A 22188-nucleotide genomic window follows, 5' to 3' on the forward strand; every position below is an offset into this window, starting at 1 on the left:
TTATTCGTAGAAATGACGCAGACGCCGAATTGTTGTGAGCACAATCCAATCGCCTAGGCGAGGCAGGTACGTATGCACAAGCACAATCAGCTGGCCGAGAGCTGAAATCACCGTGCGCTGCCGCCGCCGCCGGATGTGGCGCAGAATAATATTGGCTACCTGCACCTGCGATTTTTGCCAGCGGGGCGGCCGGTGTGCTATGGGCACGGGCTGACCCTCGGCGTCGAGCACGCGTTTTTCGGCATCGTTCTGCGTGAAGCCAATGTGCACCACGCCGAAGTGAATGCCGGTATGGTCGAGCTCGAGCCGGAGGGTGTGGGCCAGGTTGGCCACGGCGGCTTTGCCGGCGCAGTAGGCCGAGCCGCTGGGCATGCCGTTGAGGGCCGATATCGAGGAAATAAACGTGACGCTGCCTTTGGTTTTGGTGAGGTGCGGCAGGGCGGCTTTGAGCGGATACACGGTGCCGTACACGTTGCTGTCGAGCACTTGCCGAAATACCTCGGGCTGCATGTCGGCGAAGTAGGCGCGCATCGAAATGCTGGCGTTGGTGATGAGAATGTCGAGCTGGCCGAACTCTTCAATTGCTGTTTTCACAAGTCGCTCGCAGTCGGCGTAGTCCGTCACATCGGCCTGGCAACTGGCTACTGCCAGCCCGGCCGCGGCAAACTGCTGCCGGGTTTGCTCCAAGCGCTCGGCGCAGCGGCCGTTGAGCACCACGGCCGCGCCGTTTTCGCAGAGGACCCGCGCCGTTTCCCGGCCGATGCCCGACTCCGAACCCGTGACGATGGCCACCTTGCCCGCAAACGGACCGGTGCGCGCCGGTAAGGGCGCCCGGTTGAGGGTAGGCCTAGCGGTGCGTAGGGTGCCTGCAACGGGGTTGGATTCAAACATAGCGGTTGTTCTTAAACCAGTCGAACGCTTCCCTGATGGCTTGCTCCAAAGGCGTTTGGGGCATACTAAGTTCAGCAATGGCTTTTTGGGCGCTAAAGTAATGGCCATCGTTCGCCACAGCCACCATGGCAGAGTTCAGCTGCGCGGGCCGGCCACTCAAGCGAAATTTAAGGTCGCAGGCCGCGCCGTAGGCCTGGGCCACGGCGGCCGGAATGGGCCAGCGCGGCACCGGCACGCCCATGATGTGGGCCATTAGTGAAAAGGCCGCTTGATAGCTCATGTTTTGGTTGCCCAGAATGTACGACTCCCCCACACGTCCTAGATTTAAGGCGTTGACGGTAGCCACGGCAACATCCCGAACGTGCACGTAGTTTTTGCCACCTGCTGGGTAGCCCAGCAGGCGGCCCCGGTACAGTTCCAGCAGCAGGGCGTTGGAAGTAGGTTTGGCATCGCCGGGCCCGAGCATAAAGGTGGGGTGCACCAGCACGGCGGGGAGCTGCCACTCGGCCACGGCCCGCTGCACCCGTTGGGTGGCTGCATGTTTGCTGTCCATGTAATCGAGCCCGTAGCGGGCCCCGGCGAAGGGCCGGGTTTCGTTGCCGGGCTGGGCCTGGGTGCCAAAGCCGAAGACGTTGGCCGTACCCACGTACACGAACCGCTCAATGCGTGCCTGTCGCGCCAGGTCGAGCACGGCTTGGGTACCGGTGTCGTTCGCGGCCCAAACGGCCGGGTTGCGGGCGGGGTTGACCTGGGCCATGGCTGCCGCGTGAATAATGGCCGTGCAGCCGGCAGCCGCGCCGGCTAATGTTGCGGGCTGGCTCAGGTCGCCTTCGTGGCACTCGATGGGCAGGTGCTGCAGGGGGGGGAGCGCTGAGCCGGCCGCGTGGTTTTGAGGCCGCACCAGGGCCCGCACGCCGTAGTTCCGCCCAAGGAGCTCGGCCACGATGTGGCGGCCCAAAAAGCCGTTGGCGCCGGTTACGAGAACGGTAGGCGGCATCAGCGGTAGTTGAGCATGGCCTTGTAGGTGCGGGCAATGCGGGTGGGCTGCACCTTCAGGAAAAACAGGGAAAAAGCCGTCAGGTTAGCGATTTGCACCCGCAGCCAGCTGTTGGTTTCGTACTTGCGCGCCGACACCCGAACTTCCTGCGGCACGATAAAGAACGAGGCCACCTTCCGAATTCGAAGGATGATTTCGAAGTCTTCCATAATAACAAACCGCTCGTTGAACCCGCCTAGCCGCTGAAACAGCGCCTGGGTCACGAACAGCGTCTGGTCGCCGCCGCGGCTCATTATGCCCGGGAACCGGGTGCCGTAGCTGTTGATGCGCAACAGCGGATGGTTGGAATCGAACCGAAAGCGGTAGCAGCCCGCTTCGTGCCCCTGCGCTACCGCCGCCCCAATGGTGGCCACGTAGTCGGGATGAATGCCCACGTCGGCGTGCACAAAGTAGAGAATGTCGCCAGTAGCCTGCTGGGCGCCGTGGTTCATTTGGGCGGCCCGGCCGGGCTTGGGAGCCAGCAGCACGGTGGCCCCCGCCTGCCGGGCGGCATCGGCCGTGTCGTCGGGGCTGTGGGCATCAACTACCAGTATTTCAACCTGTCCGTCCAGGGCGTAGCGGCGCAGGTCCGCTACCAAGCGGGCAATGTTAGCGGCCTCATTGTAGGTCGGAATGATAACGCTAAGAGTCATGGGGTGAAGTTACGGAAAGGTGCAAATTCCCTGTTATTTATCAGACTTGCTAACCTGCTTCGTTAGAAGGCTTCGCCGATGGTGAGGTAAAAGCCGCTCGACTGCCGGGCTAGCCCGTAATCGAGCCGCAGGTTGAGATGGTCGCGTCGGTTAATAACGAAGCGCAGGCCCGCGCCATAGGCGATTTTGGGGGCATCGAGGCGCAGGAGCGTCTCACCGTCGCCCAGCACGCCCACCGCGCCAAACACCACGGCCCCCAGCCGTTTGTATTCCCCAACCCGCAACTCAGTTTGCACCAGGCCGGTGTTTTGGTCGCGGTAGCGGCCCTCGTAGTAGCCCCGCATGCGGCGGGTGCCGCCCAGCAGCGAGATGGCGTTGAACGGAGCCGTACCCACGGTGAAACTCGCGTAGTAGTTCACGGCCAGAATTAATTTCTCATGCAGGGCGTGGTACGACGATACGTCGGCCACGTAGCGGTCGGAATAAGTGGTTTGCCCGGCCAGGCCAGCGCCCACGGCCTTGTTGCGAATCATTGTTCGCACGTCGGCCACGGCGCCCTTGGTGGGGTAAAACAAGTTGTCGCGCGAGTCGAAGAACAAGCCCACGCCGCCGCCCGTGAGCCGGCTGCGTTGCCCCCCCGGCACGGTGCCGGAGGCCAGCAGGCCATCGGCTACCACCGAGGTCACGTCGTAGTCTTCGTACTGGTAGCGCAGGCCTGCATACAGCGTGCCCTGCTTGAGTTGGGGCGCAATGCGGCGGAAGAGGTTGAGGCGGACGCGCGGAAACGTGACGCCGAACAGCTCCCGCGGCACTTCGTTTTTGCCCAGGCCATAGAAGTAATAATTGTAGCGGTAGTAGCCCAGCTCGCCGTTGGCGTAGTAGTTATTGTGGTTGTAGAATACCTGAAACGGCAGGTACACCGCAAACTGTTTGTTCTGCGTGTACGCCGCGCCAAGCGTAATCTGCGAAGGGCGCGCGGCGGCAAAGCCGGCATCGCGCCGAAACCGGACGGTGGCCGTGGCCGCCGCGCCGTAAGCAAACCGGGTTTCCGGCGTGTAATACACCACCGGCAGCGGAAACAGCGAAAACCGCTTGGGAATGGTGTCGGCGGGCGCCAGCGCCGCCAGGCCCAGCAGCGCAGTAGTTAGGAGCATTAGGGAGTAAAGGTTTGGAAAGCTTACGAATGCACAGTGCTTAATAGTTTGGCACCTTGCTCAAACTTTACCGCAAGGCAGGCTCGTATATTCTTTATGATGAAAAAGTCAATCAATAATCAAATGAAAATAAATCAGTTGCCGGCAGTAATTGTGGGCATCGGCGCAGTGGCGGCCCTGATGGCTTTTGGCGCACCTGCCCCGGCACCGTTGGCGCCCCGCACCACCGCAAGCATCGCGGCGCCGCCCGTGGACCACAGCGCCTACGACCGCCTGCTGAAAAAGCACGTCAACGAAAAAGGACTGGTGAGCTACAAAGGCTTTAAAGCCGACTCGAAGGAGTTCGACCAATACCTGGACCTGCTCAGCAAAAACCCGCCAGCCAAGAGCTGGAGCAAAAACGAGCAGATGGCTTATTGGATAAACGCCTACAACGCCTACACCATCCGCCTCATTCTGAACCACTACCCGGTGCAAAGCATCAAGGACATTGGCTCGAAAATCAAGATTCCCTTCGTGACCACGCCCTGGGCTTCGAAGTTTTTCAGCATCGGCGGCGAGAAGATGAGCCTGGACAACATCGAGCACGGCACACTGCGCAAAAAGTATAACGACCCGCGCATTCACTTTGCCTTGGTGTGCGCCTCCATATCCTGCCCGCGCCTGCGCAACGAGGCGTTCACTGCCGACAAGCTCGACCGCCAACTCGACGACCAGGGCCGCGACTTCCTGAACGACCCCAGCAAGAACAAGCTTGGCAAAGACGCCGTCCTGCTCTCGAAGTATTTCGACTGGTACAAGGGCGACTGGAGCAACAATGGCCAGTCGGTGGCCAGCTGGGTAAACAAGTATGCAAGCACCAAAATGAGCCCCTCGGCCAAAGTGGAGTACCTAGACTACAACTGGAAGCTGAATGAGCAGTAAGGTTGCCTGGGGCACAGCCAGCGGTTGGGCGGAGCGGGCGTCTGTCCTGCTGTTCCTCAGCGGCCTAGGTTTCTTGCCGGCTGCCCGGGGCCAGGTTCCCAAAGCCGCCCCGGAAATCCGCCGCTATGCCATCGAGGTAGCTGGCCTCCGGGTGGGTACTATGACGGCCACCCGGCAGCCGCAGGCCGGTGCCGACGTGCTCTACACGTTGGTGAGCGACGTAAAGGTGAAGTTTCTGTTCTACAACCTGAAAATCTATTACCAGGTCAACAACCGCTTTCGCAACGGGCAGCTGCAGCTGTCTACGGTGGAAGCGCACACCAACCAGGGCGATTTCGCATCCCGGGCCGAATGGAAGGGCGACCACTACGATATCGTGGCCAAGCAATACAAGCACAGCTACCGCGCCACCGAAAAGCAGCCCATTACCTACGCCGTTACCAATCTGTTTTTTGGCGAGCCCGCTGGCCAAACCAAAGCTTATGCTGAATACTTCGGCGACTATTTCACCCTGAGCCGCGCCGCGCCCAATAAACATAGCGCCCTGCGCGACGGCCGCGAAGACGAATACCAGTACGCCAACGGCCAACTCGTAACCATCATCAAAAAGAACCCGCTGAAGAACTTCGTTATCCGGCTGCTGCCCTGAGTGGGCGGCACTTAGCGTCGTACGCCGGCTTTCTCCAGCAACTTGCGCGGAGGCGTGATGAACAGCTCCAGGCTGGCATACGGCGCGCCGTTGAACTTGGAATCGATAATTTTTTCGCGGTCGTTGTTGGTCCGGTCGAAAGCGTCGAAGGCGTAATTGTAGCGGTAGCCGGCTTCGGCCCCCATCCAGAGGAAACTAAATATTTCGCGCTCCCAGCGCAGGCGAAATTTGACCTCGGTTTCGCGCAGCTCCAAGGTGCTGAGCGGAATCTTGCCGGAAACCAGCGTGCCGTTTGGGTTCAGGCGCTCGAGCTCGTTGCGCAGCTTGATGATGTAGTTGTAGCCATCCACGGTGTAGCCAGCATAGAGAATAGACGACTCCGACAGGTTGTGCCGAACCGTTATGCGGGCCGGAAACAAGGCTTCGATGCCCCAACGGTCATTAAACGTGCGGTTGTAAAGTACCGCCGGGTACAGGCTGAGTCGCCCAAAGGTGTAGCCGTACTGAAAGCCAAGGCCCCACGAAAACCGGGCGCTGCGCTTCCAGCCGTACACGGCCTCGGCCGAGAAGCGGAAGTAGTCAAGGGTACTCAGGTCGGTAGCGGCGTTGTAGTCACCACTCAACTCACCCTTCACCCGGGCCAGGTACCAGTGCACCTCGTCGACGGGGCGGAGCATTACTATCTGGGAGGAAATGCTTTTCAACCCCTTGTCTTCGATGTTGCGGTATAGCTCGTAGTCGGTGGTGGCGGGGCCGTTGAACTGGAACTCCTCTCGTTCGTAGCTCAGGCCCACCACCACTTTGAGGTGCGGTCGATTCCAGGCCGGAATGTAGCCCTTGATAGACAGGCGCGCGTTTTTATCAATTTGCCCCGCGTAGTTGTTGATGCCTACCACCTGGGCCTCCGACTTCACCCCGAACCGTGGCATGCGTTCGTAGCGGACAATCAGTCCCTTGCTTGGCCCCATACCCAGCACCGATGGGTTGGCAAACAGGCGTCGATTGGGAAGGCCCACAATGGTATCGACTCCGGAAGGGGCGGCTAGCGGGTACACGGGGGGCCTATCCTGGGCCCGAGCCACGCCCCCAATGCAGAGAAACGCGGCCGCCAATAGCCGGGAACGATAAGCAAAAAGCAAAGCCATAAAAGGGGCCGGAATAGGTTATTGAAGGCGAATGTTGCCCATACGCATAAACCGGAACAATGGCTGTTAGGTAATGGGAGGTGGCAGAAGAGTAATTTCGCGACTCAATGAGCTAGTGAACGGTAACTGCTTTCGTATCCGTCTTCTAAATCCAGACAACGAATGACATTCTACTCAAACTCACTAGCTCACTGAGCTACCAAATCACTCACTTACCGATTGGTAGGGGTAGCGCTGCTGGTGCAGGGCAGCTACGCGCTTGCCCAACAGTTCGCGCAACTCATCCAGGTTGGTACGCTCCTGGGCCGAGATAAACACCACCGGGTCGTGCAGCTTGGCCATGTAGGTGGCTTGCAGTTGCGCCAGAGGCGGGCGCGGGGCCGTGCCGTCATCTTCGGCGTCCATCACTTCGCCGAAGGGGTCCTTTTCGGCGTCGTCTGGCTTGTACTGATCTATCTTGTTGAACACCAATAGTACAGGCTTATCGGCCGCGCCAATGTCGCTCAGTGTGTCGTTCACCACCTGAATCTGCTCCTCGAAGCCGGGGTGCGAGATGTCGACCACGTGCAGCAGCAAGTCGGCTTCACGAATCTCATCGAGTGTGCTCTTAAAGCTCTCAATGAGCTTGGTGGGCAGCTTGCGGATGAACCCTACCGTGTCGGAAAGCAGGAAAGGGGTTTGGTCGAGCACCACCTTGCGGGTGGTGGCGTCTACGGTGGCAAACAGCTTGTTTTCGGCAAACACGTCGGACTTGCCCAGCACGTTCATCAGGGTGCTTTTGCCCACGTTGGTGTAGCCCACCAGGGCCACGCGCACCGAGCCGCCGCGGGCCTTGCGCTGGGTGTGGCTCTGCCGGTCGAGGTCTTCGAGCTTTTCCTTGAGGAAGGCTATTCGGTCGCGCACTATGCGTCGGTCGGTTTCAATTTCGGTTTCACCCGGGCCCTTCATGCCCACACCGCCGCGCTGCTTGTCCAAGTGAGTCCAGAGACCGGTGAGGCGGGGCAGTAGGTACTGGTACTGCGCCAGTTCTACCTGGGTACGCGAAGTAGCCGACTTAGCGCGCAGGGCGAAAATGTCGAGAATCAACAGCGAGCGGTCCACGATTTTTACCAGCAGCTCGGCTTCGAGGTTGCGCAGCTGCGAAGGCGAGAGGTCGTCGTCGAACACCACCATGCTGGTGCCTTCGTGCTGCACGTAGGCTTTGATTTCAGCCAGCTTGCCTTCGCCCACGTAGGTCCGGATGTCGGGCTTTTCGAGGCGCTGCACGAAGCGTTTGGTGGCGGTGGCGCCGGCCGTTTCAATCAGAAAGGCCAGCTCGTCGAGGTATTCGGTGGTTTGGGCTTCGGACTGGCGGCGCGGGGGCACGCTCACCAGTACGGCGGTTTCCTGCTCTTTGGCGGTGTCGTAGGCTCCGCCCGATTTGCTGGCGACAAAGCCGGCCTTGGCGTTGTCGGTGGTGAAGTGCCGGGTACTGCCGCCCGGCTTGCGGCCGCCGGAGGTGGGTTTGTTTGCCATGGAAAGGGTGATTGTCGGTTGCTAGTGGTCGCGGGTTGTCAAAATTATACGCGCTACCAGTTTGCTGAACGGATTTCTGACGCTTTTGGGTGCGCCTTCTCTCTGGAGTGAAGGCTGGCGCCAACAAGCCGCAACTAACAACCAAATCACCGCAAAGTGAGCGAATACGCTACCACCTGCTGTACTTGCTCGGGCGTGAGGGTCTTGCCAAAAGCCGGCATCTTGCCCATGCCATTGGTTACCAGATAGGTTCGCCCAAAGGCGTTGAGGTTGCTTTTGGTGAGGTCGTGGGCACCGTTGAGGCCCGCTTTGCCGTTGGGGCCATGGCAGCGCTGGCAGTTTTTCTGGTACAGCAGCCGGCCCGGCAGCACCGGGGGCTGGGCCGCAGCTGCTGAAACGGCAAGCAAAGGAAGCAGCAGCGTCAGCGCCGCAAAACGAATATTCATACCTGGCACAACACACAAAGTGACCACAAAGTACCGGCGTAATTGGTAAAATAGCGAGGAGGTGAATTGGGGAGTATTCCTCTTGACCGGGTGGCGGTCCAATCTGTAAGGGCGAACTTTGCGCCCAACTCTCTATTTCCCCACTCACCAGCTCACCATTTTGCGCGTCGCCCTCGTCATCAACACCAGTTGGAATATTTGGAATTTTCGTGCCAGCCTCGTGCGCGCCTTGCAGGCCGCCGGCCACGAAGTGCTGGCCATCGCGCCGCCCGATGACTATTCCCAGCGCCTCGAAACCGAGCTCGGCTGCCGATTTGTGCCCATTTTGATGGAAAACAAAGGCACCAATCCCGTAAAAGATGCTGCCCTGACGCTACGCTTCTACAAAATTTACAAGCGAGAAAAGCCTGACGTGGTGTTGCACTACACCATCAAGCCCAACATCTACGGCAGCATCGCGGCCCGCATGGCCGGCGTGCCCAGCATCAATAACGTGAGCGGCCTAGGCACGGTGTTTATTATTAAAAACTTCGTGAGCAAGGTGGCGTTGGGGCTCTACCGCTTCGCGTTTCGCTTTCCGCACAAGGTGTTCTTTCAGAACGGCGACGACCGGCAGCTATTCCTGGAAAACGGGTTGGTGCGCCGTGAAATCACCGACTTGCTCCCCGGCTCCGGCGTCGACACCACGCGGTTTCGCCCGGCTCCCGAATTCACGCGCCAAACCCCGTTTGTGTTTCTGATGGTGGCGCGGGTACTCTACGAAAAAGGGGTGGTGGAGTACTTTGAAGCAGCAAAAATCGTGCGTGAGGCGGTGCCCGGCACACGCATTCAGCTACTGGGTGGCCTCGACGAAGCCGGCGGTGTGGGCATACCCCGGGCCACCTTCGAAGAGTGGCTGAAAAGCGGCGACATCGAGTACCTGGGCCGCTCCGACGATGTGGCCGCCCACTTGCACCGCGCCGATTGCGTGGTGCTGCCCAGCTATCGCGAGGGCACGCCCAAAACCCTGCTCGAAGCCGCCGCCGTAGGTAAGCCCCTCGTCACCACCGACGTGCCCGGCTGCCGCGAAACCGTGGTCGACGGCCGCAACGGCTACCTCTGCCAAGTGCGCAGCGGCTCTGATTTAGCTGCCAAGATGCTGCAGGTGCTGCGGCTTTCAGAGGCCGAGTTAAAAGGCATGGGCCAAAACAGCCGCTACCTGGCCGAAACCAAATTCGACGAGCGGTTGGTGCTCGATAAGTACCTGACCGCCGTGGCTGACGTGCGGCGGTAGCCCCGACCCTCAGTCAATAATTATCCTCGTATCCCTAACGAAGACGCCGAATGACCGTTATTAGCTTTTTACATTTGTTCCAATGGAAGTAAAGCAATTACCCCTTGCCGGGCTAGTCGAGTTTGTTCCCCGTGTGTTTGCCGACGACCGGGGTCATTTTTTTGAAACCTTCAGCGCCCGTCTTATGGCGCAAGCCGGAGCCGATGCCCAATGGGTGCAGGACAACCAGTCGAACTCCAAGAAAGGAGTGCTTCGCGGCCTGCATTTTCAGCGTCCGCCGCATGCCCAGGCCAAGCTGGTGCGTGTAGGTCAGGGCCGCGCCTTCGACGTCGCTGTGGATTTGCGTCGCGATTCTCCGACCTACGGCCAGCACCAGATGATAGAACTCACGGCCGAGCGTGGCAACATGCTGTATATCCCTGCCGGTTTTGCCCATGGCTTCATGGCTTTGGAGGACAACACCATTTTCCTCTACAAATGCAGCGACTACTATGCCCCCAGTGCCGAAGGCGGTCTGCGTTGGGACGACCCCGACTTGAATATCAACTGGGGCACGGAAGTAGCGCCGCTGGTATCGGGCAAAGACGATGAGCTGCCGTTGCTGAAAGACTTTGTGAGCCCGTTTTAACTGGGCACTGCAGCCTAGGTGCCGAACCTTTTCGGCGGAGCCTCACCCCTGCCAGGCACGGCCCCTCTCCAAAAGAGAGGGGGAGCTTGACGAAATAATCGGAAATAAGAAAGCCCCATTGCTAGTAGCAATGGGGCTTTCTGTAGATTAAGCTACGTTGTCCTTGTGCCGTTGCTTCCCTCTCCAAAAGAGAGGGAAGCAACGGCAGGTGGGAGGTTACTTGGTTGAAGCGCTCCGCTTGGAAAGGCCGGGGTTCCCCACTATAGCAGTTCCACCAGCGTCTCCAGGGCCATGCCGCGGCTGCCCTTCACCAGCACCTGCTGGCTGCTAACCGGATGTTGCCTCAACCACTCTGCTGCCTCGGCTTTTGTGGGAAAGTGCTGAACTTGCCTGGCTGCCTCGGCCGCCAGGCCCATCTCGGGACCAATCAGCAATACAGCGGACAAGTTCAACTCAGCCAACAACTGTCCTAGCTGGCGGTGTTCGGCGGCGCTTTCGTTGCCTAGCTCAAACATATCGCCGAGGATGGCTAGCTTGCTCTGACCAGCTGCAGCAGGGCGTGCAGCGAAGCTGCGCAGCGCTGCTGACATGCTGCTGGGGTTGGCGTTGTAGGCATCCAGTACCAACTCGTTTCCTTTCTCCGTGCGGAGCAGCTGCGAGCGGTTATTCTGCGGGTTGTAGCGGGCCAGGGCGCTGGCTACTTTGTCGGATTCAATACCAAAGTGCTGGCCCACGGCGGCGGCGGCGGCTAGGTTGGGAAAGTTGTAGTCGCCGGTGAGTTGGGCGGCCACGTCGGTGCCATCGGCCAGGCGCAGGGCCACGGCAGGTGCGGCGGCCAGCAGCGTAGCAGGGTAGGCATCGGTGGGGCCGGGGTAGGTGAGGCGCGTGGGCACGGCCGCGGCCAAGCCGGGCAGTTTGGGGTCGAGGGTGTTAACGAAAGCGGTGCCGCCGCTGCGGGCCAGGTAGTCGAACAGCTCGCCTTTGCCCAGGGCCACGCCCTCGGCCCCGCCAAAGCCTTCGAGGTGAGCTTTGCCGATGTTGGTGATGAGGCCGTGCGTGGGCAAGGCCCACTTGCAGTAAGCTGCTATTTCGCCCCGGTGGTTGGCGCCCATCTCAATCACGGCGAAGTCGTGCTCGCCGGTGCGCAGGCGCAGCAGCGTGAGCGGCACGCCAATGTGATTGTTGAGGTTGCCGATGGTGGCCAGGACCCGAAATTTTTGGGCCAGCACCGCCGTCAGCAACTCTTTGGTGGTGGTTTTGCCATTTGAGCCCGTGATGGCCAGTACCGGCATGTCGAACTGCTGGCGGTGGTGCCGGGCCAGTTCCTGCAGGGCCGCCAGCGGGTCGGTGGCGAAGGTGTAGCGGGCCGGGTCGGTGGCGGCGAGGTCGGCATCGTCCACTACAGCGTGGCGGGCACCTTTTTCCAAAGCTTGTGGTGCAAAGGCCGCGCCTCGGAAACTGGGCCCGTTCAGGGCAAAAAACAAGGTGCCGGGCTGGGGTTGGCGCGAGTCAGTGCTAACGTGGCCACCGGCCGCCAGGTAATGAGAGTAGAGCAACATGAAGTTGAACGCTAAGAGAAAACCGGGTGTAAACTGTTACAAAGGTGGGCTTGATTTTTGTGCTTGCCGACATAGCCCACCCGAACCGTTTCCGCTGCCTTGCGCCTATGCTCCGTTCTACACTTGTTTTACTGGCCCTGCTGGCTTTTTCAATTGCCGTGCGGGCCCAGTCGGCAGCGGGGTTTGGGTTCGAATACCGGCCATTGGCCGCGGTAGTGCAGGGCACCGACACGCTGCGCCACGCCTGGGCCGGTGGCTTCGATACGCCGCAGTTCAGCACCATCGACCTGAACAACGACGGCCAGGATGACCTGTTTGCCTTCGACCACATCAGCAGCCGCTGCTACACGTTTCTGAGCGTGGCCGCGCCGGGCACCGCTGCGGGCCGCCGCTGGCAGTATGCCCCGCAGTACGAGTCGCTGTTTCCGGCTGATCTGCAAGGCTGGGCCCTGCTGCGCGACTACGACTGCGACGGCCGCCCCGACCTCTTTACCTACGTCAACAACGGCGAAATTCGGGTTTTTCGCAATGTATTGGCCAACGGCCGCCCCAGCTTTCAGCTCACCACCAACCAGATTCGGTTTTCTGGCGGCTTCCAGGGCACGGCCAACCTCACCATTGGGGGCTATAACCTGCCCGCCATACAGGACGTGAACGGCGACGGCAAGCTCGACATCCTGACTTACGACTTTATCAGTGCCAGCAGCATAGAGTTGTACCTCAACACCAGCTCGGGCGCTTGCGGCAACGCCCTTACTTTCAGAATGAGCACCGATAACTACGGTGGCATACAGGCCTGCGGTGGCTGTGCCGAGTACAAGTTCAGCGGACAGTCGTGCTTTACCGTGGCCCGGCCCTTGCACACGGGTGGACATAGCTTGCTGCTGCTCGACCTCGATGGCAACGGCACGCTGGACCTGCTCGACGGCCGCGACAACTGCCCCGAGCTCACGCGCCTGCTCAACCAGGGCACTGCGCTGGCTCCTGTATTTAACCAGGCCGGCATTAGCTCCAGCTTTCCCTCGGCGGCTACGCCCGTCCGCGTGCCCGTCTTCCCGGCGGCCTATTCGTTTGATGCCAACTTCGACGGCCGTCCCGACCTCGTGGTGGCCCCAAACATGCTCAGCAACAACGACGACAAGGTGAGCCTGCGCAACCACGTGCAACTCTTTGAGAACACCGCCGCCAGCGGGGCGCCGGCCTTTGAGTATCGCCCCGCCGGCTTCCTGCAGAACGAAATGATAGACTTGAGCGAAGGCGCTGCTCCTACCTTCGGCGACATCGACGGCGACGGGCTGCCCGACATGCTCATCGGCAACCACGCCGACCGCGTCAACAACGCGTACCGCGCCACCATCACCTACTACCGCAACGTGGGCACCCGCGTGCGGCCGGTATTCCGCTTCGTCACCGACGACTACCTGGGCCTGGCCGCCCGGCGCCTGGAAGGCATCAAGCCCGTGCTGGTCGACCTGAACCGCGACGGCGCCCTTGACTTGGCCTACGGCGCCTGGAATGGCAGCACCAACGTGCTATACTACATCCTCAATACGGCCGCCTCTGGCCAGCCTGCCGCGTTCGACGTGGCCCGTGCCATCAATTTCAAACCCCAGGGCCCCGCTGGCTCCGGTGTGCTGCCGGCCGCTCGCGCAGACATGCCCAGCTTCACCGACGTGGACAACGACGGCTACGTCGACCTGCTCATTGGTACCAACGAAATCCAGGAGCCTGGCATGAGCCTGCGCTACTTCCGCAACCGCGGCCGCGGGCCGCTGGACAGTGCTTTTGTGCTAGTGGATAACGATTTTGGGCGCATTCGCGACGCTACCGGGGCCCGACCCCTCAACCTGAGTGCTACTGTAGCCGACTTCGACGGCGACGGCCAGCCCGACCTGCTCACGGCCGATGCCAGTGGCTTCCTGCGTTTCTTTTCCAACTACCGCGCCCTAACTAATATTTTCGCCGAGCGCACCGACCTGCTCTACAATCCCTTGACCGGCCAGTACGAGCCCACCCGCCTGGGCCTGGAGATTTCCTCGCACTTCGGTCTGGCTGCTACCGACCTGAATGGTGATGGAGCCCCCGAGTTGTTCATTGGCACCCAGGCCGGCGGCGTCCTCAGCTATGGCACCCGCAACCGCACCATCACCACCACGCGCACCGAAGCTGCGAGGACTCTGGCCTTGGTAGTTTATCCCAATCCTGCTAACGGCACCGCTACCGTAGGAACAGCCAAACCCACCCGCATCACCCTGCTCGACCTAACCGGCCGCGTGGTGCAGCAAGTAGGTAGTGCCCAGCGCCGCCACGCGGTGAACCTGGCAGGCCTGGCACCCGGCGTGTACCTGGTGCGGGCCGAAGGTGTTGATGGCTCGGCGGCGGTGCAGCGGCTGCTGGTGCGGTAGCTACTGGGCCTATTGGTGAGTTCAGGAAACTCGATTCCTATCTGAGTTTCCTGAACTTTGAAATGTGAACGAGTTTATTAAACTCGTACCGCACCGGCAATGCTAAAGAGCTGTGTTATAGTGAGGACATGCCAGTGGTTTAAGAATTCGAGCAAATGATTAGGTACTTGCGGAGTACCTTGCTCCTTCGCCCTTGCCCCCAGCTCATGGTCCTTTCGCGCCGGTTGCCCTTCGCCGTCTTGCTGACCTTGGCCGGTTGTCAAAAAGACAACGTGGACCCCAACGGCCTGCCCCGCGCGACCCAATCCGGTCAGAACACCGCCGGCTTCCTGGAGAACGGCCAGCCCTGGCTGCCCAAACAGAGCACCCTGCTGGGCAGCGGCCCTGCCGTTCAGGCGCGTTATGGCCCGTCCTATCGCGGCCCCTATGAGCTCTCCGTGGGCTTGTTCCGGCACCAGGACAGCAACCATTACCAAATCTTGACGCTGCACCTGGCCGGGGCCCGCCGCCCGGGCACGTACGCACTCGAGCAGGAGATTGACCCGGGGGTGATTACCCGGGTTCGGCCCTCGCACGCCCTCTACCAAGCGAGCGGGCCGCGGATGAACGGGAACTTTTACACCGGGCCGACGGCGCGCGGGCAGGTGGTCATCACCCGCCTCGACACGGTGGCGCGCGTTGTGGCCGGCACGTTCGAGGCCACGGTGAAGCGAGACGGCGGCCTGGATTCGCTGCGCCTTTCCCAGGGCCGGTTTGATGTCAAGTACTAAGACCGCTCCTTTGCTCCGCCGTTCACAAAAACGGTCCGAAGGTAAACGAGCTGCGTTCAAAAATAGAAGCGTTTCCTTCGCAGCTCACTAGTTTGCAGGAGCATAACCAAGGAAGAAGCACAGCGTAGCTTATGCCAGCAATACGGTTCCGTGTATGTAGTGAGTCCGGAAGAGCTGAAAATAGGCGTGGCAGCAGGTGTTCAAACCGGCATGAGGCCTCTGCACGGTGTACGGCACCAGCCCGAAGGCGACACCACGGGCTGGTACGTGTGGGCTGGGGAAGCCTCGGACGCGGAAGACCTTTTTCAGCCGTTGCACGTGACGCACCTCGATGAGTGGGCGCCTAGCCTTCACCGCTTCTTAGGTTTAGCGCCGGGCTGGCGTTTTCTGCTTGTTCCGGAAGAAGGATACGAGGATGTGTGGTTTGACGAGACGCTGTTACAGTAGTTCAGCTAAACGGTGAAAATCTAAACATCAAGCCCTGACCATTTCCTCAGGGTCGGAGGCTTCTTGTTCCACTCAGCATCCGGTAGGCTAGGTTCGAAACGCGCAAAAGTTACCAATCAGAAAGTCAGTTAATGCGCATCACCTGCTAACCAAGTTAAAAGAGTGTTTTACCGCTGCCAGGGCCGGGGGCGTTGCCACTTTCGCCCTCTTTCAGACGTCTTTTAGCCACATAAAACGGGCTCCTGCCTAACTGCCTTGGCAGCTGAGCAGGAGCCCGTTCAAGTTTCACTGCTACTTACTTGGCGACAAGTACCCGGTGATGAACCAGCTTGGTAGCGGTCAGCAGTTGAATGGTGTACACGCCGCTTGGCAAATCTGCTGCTTTCAGTACCGCTTCCTGCTCGGCGCCGGCTTCCACCGTTCCGGAGAAAATCTGACGCACCAGGCGGCCTTGCATGTCGTAAAGGCTCAACGTGGCGGTGCCAGCTACGCCAACTTTGAAGCGAACCGTGCTTTGGGCCGTGAGGGGGTTGGGGGCCGCCGTCAGGGTCACCGCGTCGGCGGCCAGGGTGTTGACAACGGGCTCGTGAGCAATTACAGCCGCTGAAGTTTTTGAAGCGGTGGGCGCAACGAACGGCGACAAACGGCTGCCGGGAATCGGGCCTTCCATGGTGCCGTTGGGCAGCTGCCAGGCCACGGCCAAGTGGTCACCACCCGTGTTTTCCTTGTGCAGGGCCTCGATGTAATAGCGCTTGCCTTGCACCAGGGTGATTGGGGCAGACTTCTGGCTTGCAAACTTGTTCCACTCCCGCGAGCCGGTGAGTTTCGTGAGCACCGCAATGCGAGCTTTGTTGGCCGGCAAGTCATCGGTGCTCAGCCACAGCTCGCCCACTTCGTCGCCGGCAATCCAGAACGTATAGGCGCCGCTGGCGGGCGGGCAGAGGTAGCCCCGCACGCGGGCGCCGTAGTTGTCTCCCTTGTTGATGGGCGTCTCAAACTGGGTCAGCTGGCTGGTGCTGGTAGGAGCGGTTTGGGTCGGAATGTCCGCAATGGTACGTCCCTTCACGTTACTCCACTCTTCCCGCAGAATGGTACCGGTAGCCGAGCAGGCAACTGGAGTCGGCGTAGGAGTGGGGGTAGGCGTTGGCGTAGGCTCGGTGGTGGCAGGGGCCGCCACCACGAAGACGGGCGTTTCGGTTACCTGCAGGGCGAGCTGGCCGCTTTGCAACGCCACACGCTGCACCTGCATGGTTCGGCTGCCGATAGTGGGGCGGTACACATCGGCGTGCGAGGCGCTGCCCAGGTTCAGGGTGTAGGGTGCGGTGCGGCCTTTTTCGTCGGGCACCACCAGCACGTACATCGACTGCCCGTTGAGCTCGTAGCGGTCCACCAAGGGGTCGGCGTTGAGGGTTTCCTTGTAGACGTGGCCACCCATGAGCTGGTTGGCCTGGCTCAGGTACTGTGCGGCGGGGCGGGGCGTTTTGTCAGAATTGACAAGTCCCATCGAGTTAAATTGTGTAGCGCTGGTGGGGTTGTCGTCGTAGAGCTGGTAGTGAAACACGCGCTCCACTCCCCAGCGGGCGTGAGCCAAGGAACTGCGCAGCGTCCAGTCGGCCTGCGTTTCCAGCACTGACCGCGTGCCCACGGCCACGGCTTTCAGTGGGCTGCCCTGGTTGAGGTCATACCCGGTTTCGGTAATCCAGACCGGCATGCCGCCAACGTACTCGTGGGCCATTTGCACGAACGACTGGGCCACGCGGCCGGCATTCGATACTTCCGGAGCCGCGCCCCGCGTAGAGGAGCCTCCCTGCGAAGTGCCGGCGTCGTTGGAGTAGAGGTGGTAATTGATGACGTCCCAGCACAGGTTCACGCTGCCGTCGGCCTTGTAGCCGCGGAACTCCCGGCACCAGTCTATCATACCCTTCACGTAGTCGAAGTTGGCGCTGGCCAGGCCGGCCATCACTATCTGAATGGTTGGGTCGGCGTTTTTTACGCCTACGCCCGGGCCCATGGTGTTTTTGTGGCCGTCGTAGAACGCCGACAAGTGGGCGGCGTGCTCGCGGGCGGTCTGGTAGGCTTTGCGGCCCGCCCACCACTTGTCGCGCTCGTTGTCGCACTCAATGTACTTTATCAGCCCTAGGCCCACTTTCACCTGGTTGATGGCATCGCCATTCCAAACGGTGCTGGTGTTCACGCTGAGGAGCGAGCGGTCAACGTTGGGGTTGGAACCGTACCGGGCCGCCAGCTGAAACGCCGCTTTGGCGTGCTGCACATAGGAGGCCGGCTCTAGGAAATCCTGGCCGAAGCGCACGGGCACATTGTCGCCGGCCCGCTGGTCCAGCGGGTAGGTGGCCTGCAGCCATGGTGGCATGTCTTTCAGGCACACCAACACTTCCACGCCTTCCTGCTTGAGGCGCTCGTACATGGCGTCGTAGTTCCAGCCGCCCCGGTGCGAGGGGCTGAACGTGTAGCCGCCCTCGGTCCACTCTATCTTTTCCCAGTCGAGGTAGTGGCGGATGCCGGCAAAGTTCTTCATGGCCCGCAGGCGGGCCGTGTCTACTACCGAAGGCTTGGCGGGGTCTTCCAGGTCCCACTCAAAGGCGTTCACGCCCATGGACTGCCGCAGCTTGATTTGTTTTTGCGCGGCCAGCGTGCTGGGGCTCGGCTGCGGGGCCGGAGCGGGGGCCGTGAGCGTGCCGTACAGCTCCATTTCGGTGGGGTACCCGCCCGAAGACGTAATGACCAGGTAGCGGGCATTGCTGACCACATTGTCGAGGCGGAACGTGGTGGGCCGGCTAGGGTACGGGCCTACCCATTGCATGTACTGCTCGCCGGTGAACGTGGCCACCGGAACGCGCTGCCAAGTATCGGTGATGACCGATAGGGTCATGGGCGTACTGGCGAAGCTGCCGCTGCCGTCGAAGAGCTTCACGCTTTCGATGGTGATGGTTTCGTCGGCCTTTAAGGGGTAATAAGAATCAAAGGTTGGGATAATCTTGCCCCAGCCCGTGGTCGGGTTTACGCTGGTGATGCCATCGAAGAGCTGCGTGATGCCATCCGGAGCATTTGTGAGTTGGTACCAGCGCTGGGGGTCCAGGGAAATTTTGGCGGCGGAGGGTTCAGTGTTAGTGGGCGTAGTGGTAGGCGCAGGGGCCGCCATCACAGTCAGGGGCTGGGCCACATCTTCGGCGGGCAGGTAGGTAGCACTGCCTGCCTGTGAGGCCGTAATGGTAACGGTGCCAGCAGCAAGCGCCGTGGCCTGCCAGCGGCCGCTGGTATTCGAAACCGATACCAGCGCCGGGTTAGAAGACGCAAAAGTTATAGGGGTAACGCCATTGTTGCTGGTGGCCACCAGGTCGGATGGCGTGTCGCCTACCGTTTTGGTGGCCAGAGAGGGGAAGCTGATAACCGACTGCGAAAGGGTAGGATTGGCGATGGCCGTGCCGAAAACCTGAACCTTCTGCGGCAGGTTGTTGCCGTACTTCCGAACAATGATGGCATCGGCCGTAACGGCCGTGCTCACGTTAATGCTAACCCATTGCAGGTAAGCCTCGCCAGTAAACGTGCCTAGGAGCGTGCGCTCGCTGCCACGCAAGGCATAAATGTAGGCCGGCGAGTTGGCAAAGGAACCTTCGTGGTCGTAAAGCGAAATGCGGCTGACGCTGGTTTGGTCACTCAGCGCCAACGTAACGTCAACGTACTGGAAATGGATGGAGCTCCATTGGTTTTGTACCAGCTTGGTCAGGTCGTCGCTCAACCACGGCGAATAGTCCTGGCCTGTGTTGAGGCTGGGCACAATGGAAACAATAGTAGCCCGAGGCACTGTCTGCGCCCAGGCCTGCTGGCTGGACGCTGCCCAGGTAAGGCAATAACTAATCAGATACGTTACCCAAGTGAATGAGCGGTAAAATTTTATCATGGAAGCTAGATTTTATTAAACTTTATATATTTATTGCGAAAGCATTGTGGGTACTGTGGCTTTGAAAGCGGGTATCAAAAAAAATGAAATTGTTTCGGATGTGTTCGGCTACTTCAAAGTAGCTCAAGAGTGAATAATTGACTTATTTTGATGATAGTCTGCCAGCGAAAACTAGTAGCGGTATCAAATAATTATTATCACTAAAATGAAAAAATACAATTTGAGTGACTCGTTTAAAGGACTGATTAGTGTTAGTTTTTATTAAATAATTATGCTGCCACACGATTACAGAAGTCTAAATTACCGCTGAAAATCGAATTAAAAAGCTTTTTGAATAAAAAAACTATAAAATCTGTTGCAAGGACATTTGCGTATAAACCGCAAGGGCAATTGGTTGCATGGGTTTCTGGCATTGATTAATCTAAGATATTGATGAGCGAAATTTGGCCCATTTTTTATGCTGAGTTAATTTAAGATGGGGTAAGAATTGAATTTTGCTTATAACAATAAGCTGCTCAGTCAAAGTGTTTCGCATATAGTGTTGCACTTGACTTTTACCTGAGCATCGAAGTAGAGAGGCAGTCGCTGGGTTGCGAAACCACAAGCCAGTACCAATTCCATAAAAAAACTGCGAGTAAGCGCACAAAAAAGCGCCTACCCGCAGCCTGAAATGTGGCGAATCTTAAAAACTAGGGTGCACTGAATTCAAAGGCATCCCCGTCATTCAAGGCAGTGAACTTGGTTCGAAACTCCTCTAGCTCGTCGCGGCGCAGGGTATGGGTAAACACGCCGGCCTGGTCGTGGGCTTCTACCAGGTAGTTGCCGCGGGCGTCCAGGAGCGCAGAGTCGCCAGCGTAGTCATGGCCCAGGGCATCGCGACCGATGCGGTTCACGCCCAGGGCGCAAGCCACGTTCTCGATGGCGCGGGCACGGAGCAGGGTCATCCAGGCGGTGCGGCGCACAGCGGGCCAGTTGGCCACGTACAGCAACAGGTCGTATGGCGCCACGGGCTGGTTGCGGCTCCACACGGGAAAGCGCAGGTCGTAGCACACCAGCGGGCAGATGCGCCAGCCGCGCCATTCCTCCACGAGGCGGGCACGGCCGGGGGTGTACACGTGCTGCTCGCCGGCCAGCGTGAAGAGGTGGCGCTTGTCGTAGCTGCTGAGGGTGCCGTCGGGCCGCACCCACAGCAGGCGGTTGTGGTAAGCGTCGTTTTCTTTAATGATGACGCTGCCGGTGACTACGGCGTTGAGGGCAGCGGCACGCTCGCGCAGCCAGGCTACGGTAGGGCCTTCCATGGTTTCGGCTTGTGCCGGGGCTTCCATGCTAAAGCCAGTGGTAAACATTTCGGGCAGCACCACGAGGTCGGTGGGCGCGGTGAGCTGGTCGAGGTGCTGCTTAATGGCGGCGCGGTTGGCGGCGGCATCGTGCCAGTGCAGCTCGGTTTGCAGGAAAGAAACGGTGAGGTCGGACATGTTTTAGGGAAAAATTGTCATCTGAGCTTGCGAAGGACCTTATCCCGTTCGCATTGTGAATATTATTGCTTACCCTTCCTGAGTGATAAGGTCCTTCGCAAGCGGACGCCAGATTAAGGATGACAAACGCCTCCTACCGCAGGCGGCTCGCGGCTTCAATTAATGTGGCCTCCTGCTTCGCAAAGCAAAACCGAATCAGCCCGTCATCAAACCCATCGTGGTAGAAGGCCGATACCGGCACCACGGCCACGCCCTTGTCGCGGGCCAGGTACTGGGCAAAAGCCATGTCGGAAGCCGGAGAAAGCGCATTGTAGCGGGCTAGCTGGAAGTAGCCGCCGGGCACGGGTAGCAGGTCCCAGCCTGCACCTGCCAGTAAGCTTCGAAACGCGTCGCGTTTCTGCTGGTAGAAGGCTGCCAGGCCGCGGGCGTGGGCATCTGAGGCATCGGCGGCGAGCACATCGGCCAGGGCGTGCTGAATGGGGGTGCTCACGGCAAACGTTAGAAACTGATGCACGCGCCGCACTTCGGCACTGAGTGCGGGCGGCGCAATGCAATAGCCCACTTTCCAGCCGGTAGCGTGGTAAGTTTTGCCAAAGGAGGAAAGCACAAAGCTGCGTTCACGCAACTCAGGGTGCTGGCGGGCGCTCATGCGCGGCGTGTCGTCGAACACAAGGTGTTCGTACACTTCGTCGCTGAGCACGAGGGCATCGGTGCCGGCCAGCAGGCGGGCCAGCTCGTGCCAGTCTTGGGGGGTGAAAACGGCACCGCTGGGGTTGTGGGGTGTGTTCACCATCACCAGGCGCGTGCGCGGCGATACCACTCGGCGCACAGCGTCCCAGTCGGGACGGAAGTGAGGGGCGGGCAGGCGCACGTAGCGCGGCACGCCGCCCTGCAGCCGAATGGCGGGACCATAAAGGTCATAAGCCGGCTCAAATACCACCACTTCATCGCCGGGGCGCACCACGGCCGCCAGCACCGCGTACAGCGCTTCGGTGGCCCCGGCTGTCACGGTGATTTCCGTGGCCGGGTCGGGGGCTGGTGCGTTGGCGTGCAAGCGGGCTACTTGGGTGGCAATGGCTTCGCGTAGCCGCGGCAGGCCGGGCATGGGCGCATACTGGTGGTGGCCGGGCGTGAGGGCATGGCGAGCGAGGGCCTCACGCAGTTCCTGCGGCGGGTCGTAGTCAGGAAAACCCTGCGCGAGGTTAATGGCGCCCGTTTCGTGGGCCAACAAGGTCATTTGCGTGAAGATGCTGACGCCGACGTCGGGGAGCTTGGACTGAAGCACGGGCTAGGAGATGA

Annotated in this window: 18 protein-coding genes; 7 read left to right on the top strand and 11 right to left on the bottom strand. The window is 60.0% G+C overall.

Going from position 1 to position 22188, the window contains the following annotated elements; all coding sequences use genetic code 11:
- The 4 genes from ACP7AJ_RS02995 to ACP7AJ_RS03010 all read right to left on the bottom strand — a co-directional run bounded on the left by ACP7AJ_RS02995 (window position 1) and on the right by ACP7AJ_RS03010 (window position 3734).
- Window positions 1–891, bottom strand: coding sequence for an SDR family oxidoreductase (locus ACP7AJ_RS02995; RefSeq protein WP_426058694.1), 891 nt, complete (start codon window positions 889–891; stop codon window positions 1–3).
- Entirely contained in the window at window positions 884–1888 is a 1005-nt protein-coding gene (locus ACP7AJ_RS03000; protein ID WP_426058695.1) for an NAD-dependent epimerase/dehydratase family protein, read from the bottom strand. Before ACP7AJ_RS03000 ends, ACP7AJ_RS02995 begins: the two co-directional genes overlap by 8 nt.
- Window positions 1888–2580: a TIGR04283 family arsenosugar biosynthesis glycosyltransferase gene (locus ACP7AJ_RS03005; protein ID WP_426058696.1), complete on the bottom strand. Its 693-nt coding sequence runs from the start codon at window positions 2578–2580 to the stop codon at window positions 1888–1890. The genes ACP7AJ_RS03000 and ACP7AJ_RS03005 overlap by 1 nt, the downstream gene beginning before the upstream one ends.
- A 62-nt stretch (window positions 2581–2642) precedes the next feature.
- Window positions 2643–3734, bottom strand: coding sequence for a BamA/TamA family outer membrane protein (locus ACP7AJ_RS03010; RefSeq protein WP_426058697.1), 1092 nt, complete (start codon window positions 3732–3734; stop codon window positions 2643–2645).
- 123 nt (window positions 3735–3857) lie between these two features.
- On the opposite strand from ACP7AJ_RS03010, the gene ACP7AJ_RS03015 reads away from it, so the two are divergent.
- Both ACP7AJ_RS03015 and ACP7AJ_RS03020 read left to right on the top strand, forming a co-directional pair.
- A complete protein-coding gene (locus ACP7AJ_RS03015; RefSeq protein WP_426058698.1) occupies window positions 3858–4658 on the top strand; it encodes a DUF547 domain-containing protein in 801 nt (266 codons plus the stop codon).
- Window positions 4648–5307 (top strand): DUF6134 family protein, encoded by a 660-nt coding sequence (locus tag ACP7AJ_RS03020; protein ID WP_426058699.1) that lies wholly within the window; start codon window positions 4648–4650, stop codon window positions 5305–5307. The genes ACP7AJ_RS03015 and ACP7AJ_RS03020 overlap by 11 nt, the downstream gene beginning before the upstream one ends.
- Before the next feature lie 11 nt (window positions 5308–5318).
- Here the strand turns inward: ACP7AJ_RS03020 and ACP7AJ_RS03025 are convergent, their stop codons facing one another.
- The 3 genes from ACP7AJ_RS03025 to ACP7AJ_RS03035 all read right to left on the bottom strand — a co-directional run bounded on the left by ACP7AJ_RS03025 (window position 5319) and on the right by ACP7AJ_RS03035 (window position 8413).
- Window positions 5319–6452 (bottom strand): DUF6268 family outer membrane beta-barrel protein, encoded by a 1134-nt coding sequence (locus tag ACP7AJ_RS03025; RefSeq protein WP_426058700.1) that lies wholly within the window; start codon window positions 6450–6452, stop codon window positions 5319–5321.
- 204 nt (window positions 6453–6656) lie between these two features.
- Window positions 6657–7967 carry a GTPase HflX gene (hflX, locus tag ACP7AJ_RS03030; protein WP_426058701.1) on the bottom strand — a complete coding sequence of 437 codons (1311 nt, stop codon included), beginning with the start codon at window positions 7965–7967 and terminating at the stop codon, window positions 6657–6659.
- A gap of 146 nt (window positions 7968–8113) precedes the next feature.
- Window positions 8114–8413 carry a c-type cytochrome gene (locus ACP7AJ_RS03035; RefSeq protein ID WP_426058702.1) on the bottom strand — a complete coding sequence of 100 codons (300 nt, stop codon included), beginning with the start codon at window positions 8411–8413 and terminating at the stop codon, window positions 8114–8116.
- Window positions 8414–8531: 118 nt separating this feature from the next.
- On the opposite strand from ACP7AJ_RS03035, the gene ACP7AJ_RS03040 reads away from it, so the two are divergent.
- Both ACP7AJ_RS03040 and rfbC read left to right on the top strand, forming a co-directional pair.
- Window positions 8532–9686: a glycosyltransferase family 4 protein gene (locus ACP7AJ_RS03040; RefSeq protein WP_426058703.1), complete on the top strand. Its 1155-nt coding sequence runs from the start codon at window positions 8532–8534 to the stop codon at window positions 9684–9686.
- 82 nt (window positions 9687–9768) lie between these two features.
- On the top strand, window positions 9769–10314 hold the full coding sequence (gene rfbC / locus ACP7AJ_RS03045) for a dTDP-4-dehydrorhamnose 3,5-epimerase (RefSeq protein WP_426058704.1): 546 nt from the start codon (window positions 9769–9771) through the stop codon (window positions 10312–10314).
- A 260-nt stretch (window positions 10315–10574) separates the two neighbouring features.
- Here the strand turns inward: rfbC and ACP7AJ_RS03050 are convergent, their stop codons facing one another.
- Window positions 10575–11873, bottom strand: coding sequence for a UDP-N-acetylmuramoyl-tripeptide--D-alanyl-D-alanine ligase (locus ACP7AJ_RS03050; protein WP_426058705.1), 1299 nt, complete (start codon window positions 11871–11873; stop codon window positions 10575–10577).
- A gap of 107 nt (window positions 11874–11980) precedes the next feature.
- On the opposite strand from ACP7AJ_RS03050, the gene ACP7AJ_RS03055 reads away from it, so the two are divergent.
- The 3 genes from ACP7AJ_RS03055 to ACP7AJ_RS03065 all read left to right on the top strand — a co-directional run bounded on the left by ACP7AJ_RS03055 (window position 11981) and on the right by ACP7AJ_RS03065 (window position 15495).
- Entirely contained in the window at window positions 11981–14278 is a 2298-nt protein-coding gene (locus tag ACP7AJ_RS03055; RefSeq protein ID WP_426058706.1) for an FG-GAP-like repeat-containing protein, read from the top strand.
- A 179-nt stretch (window positions 14279–14457) separates the two neighbouring features.
- Window positions 14458–15048, top strand: a complete 591-nt coding sequence (locus tag ACP7AJ_RS03060; protein ID WP_426058707.1) for a hypothetical protein — start codon at window positions 14458–14460, stop codon at window positions 15046–15048.
- A gap of 102 nt (window positions 15049–15150) precedes the next feature.
- Window positions 15151–15495 (top strand): immunity protein Imm33 domain-containing protein, encoded by a 345-nt coding sequence (locus ACP7AJ_RS03065; protein WP_426058902.1) that lies wholly within the window; start codon window positions 15151–15153, stop codon window positions 15493–15495.
- Window positions 15496–15790: 295 nt separating this feature from the next.
- Here ACP7AJ_RS03065 and ACP7AJ_RS03070 read toward each other — a convergent pair whose 3' ends face one another.
- From ACP7AJ_RS03070 to ACP7AJ_RS03080, 3 genes are all read right to left on the bottom strand, one after another.
- Complete coding sequence (locus tag ACP7AJ_RS03070; protein WP_426058708.1) at window positions 15791–19414, bottom strand: PA14 domain-containing protein; 3624 nt, start codon at window positions 19412–19414, stop codon at window positions 15791–15793.
- A 689-nt stretch (window positions 19415–20103) separates the two neighbouring features.
- Window positions 20104–20889 carry an amidohydrolase gene (locus tag ACP7AJ_RS03075; protein ID WP_426058709.1) on the bottom strand — a complete coding sequence of 262 codons (786 nt, stop codon included), beginning with the start codon at window positions 20887–20889 and terminating at the stop codon, window positions 20104–20106.
- A 133-nt stretch (window positions 20890–21022) separates the two neighbouring features.
- A complete protein-coding gene (locus tag ACP7AJ_RS03080) occupies window positions 21023–22174 on the bottom strand; it encodes a methionine aminotransferase (RefSeq protein WP_426058710.1) in 1152 nt (383 codons plus the stop codon).
- Window positions 22175–22188 lie beyond the last annotated feature (14 nt).

Origin of the sequence: Hymenobacter sp. B1770 (assembly GCF_049896385.1) — a bacterium.
Taxonomy (GTDB): Bacteria; Bacteroidota; Bacteroidia; order Cytophagales; family Hymenobacteraceae; genus Hymenobacter.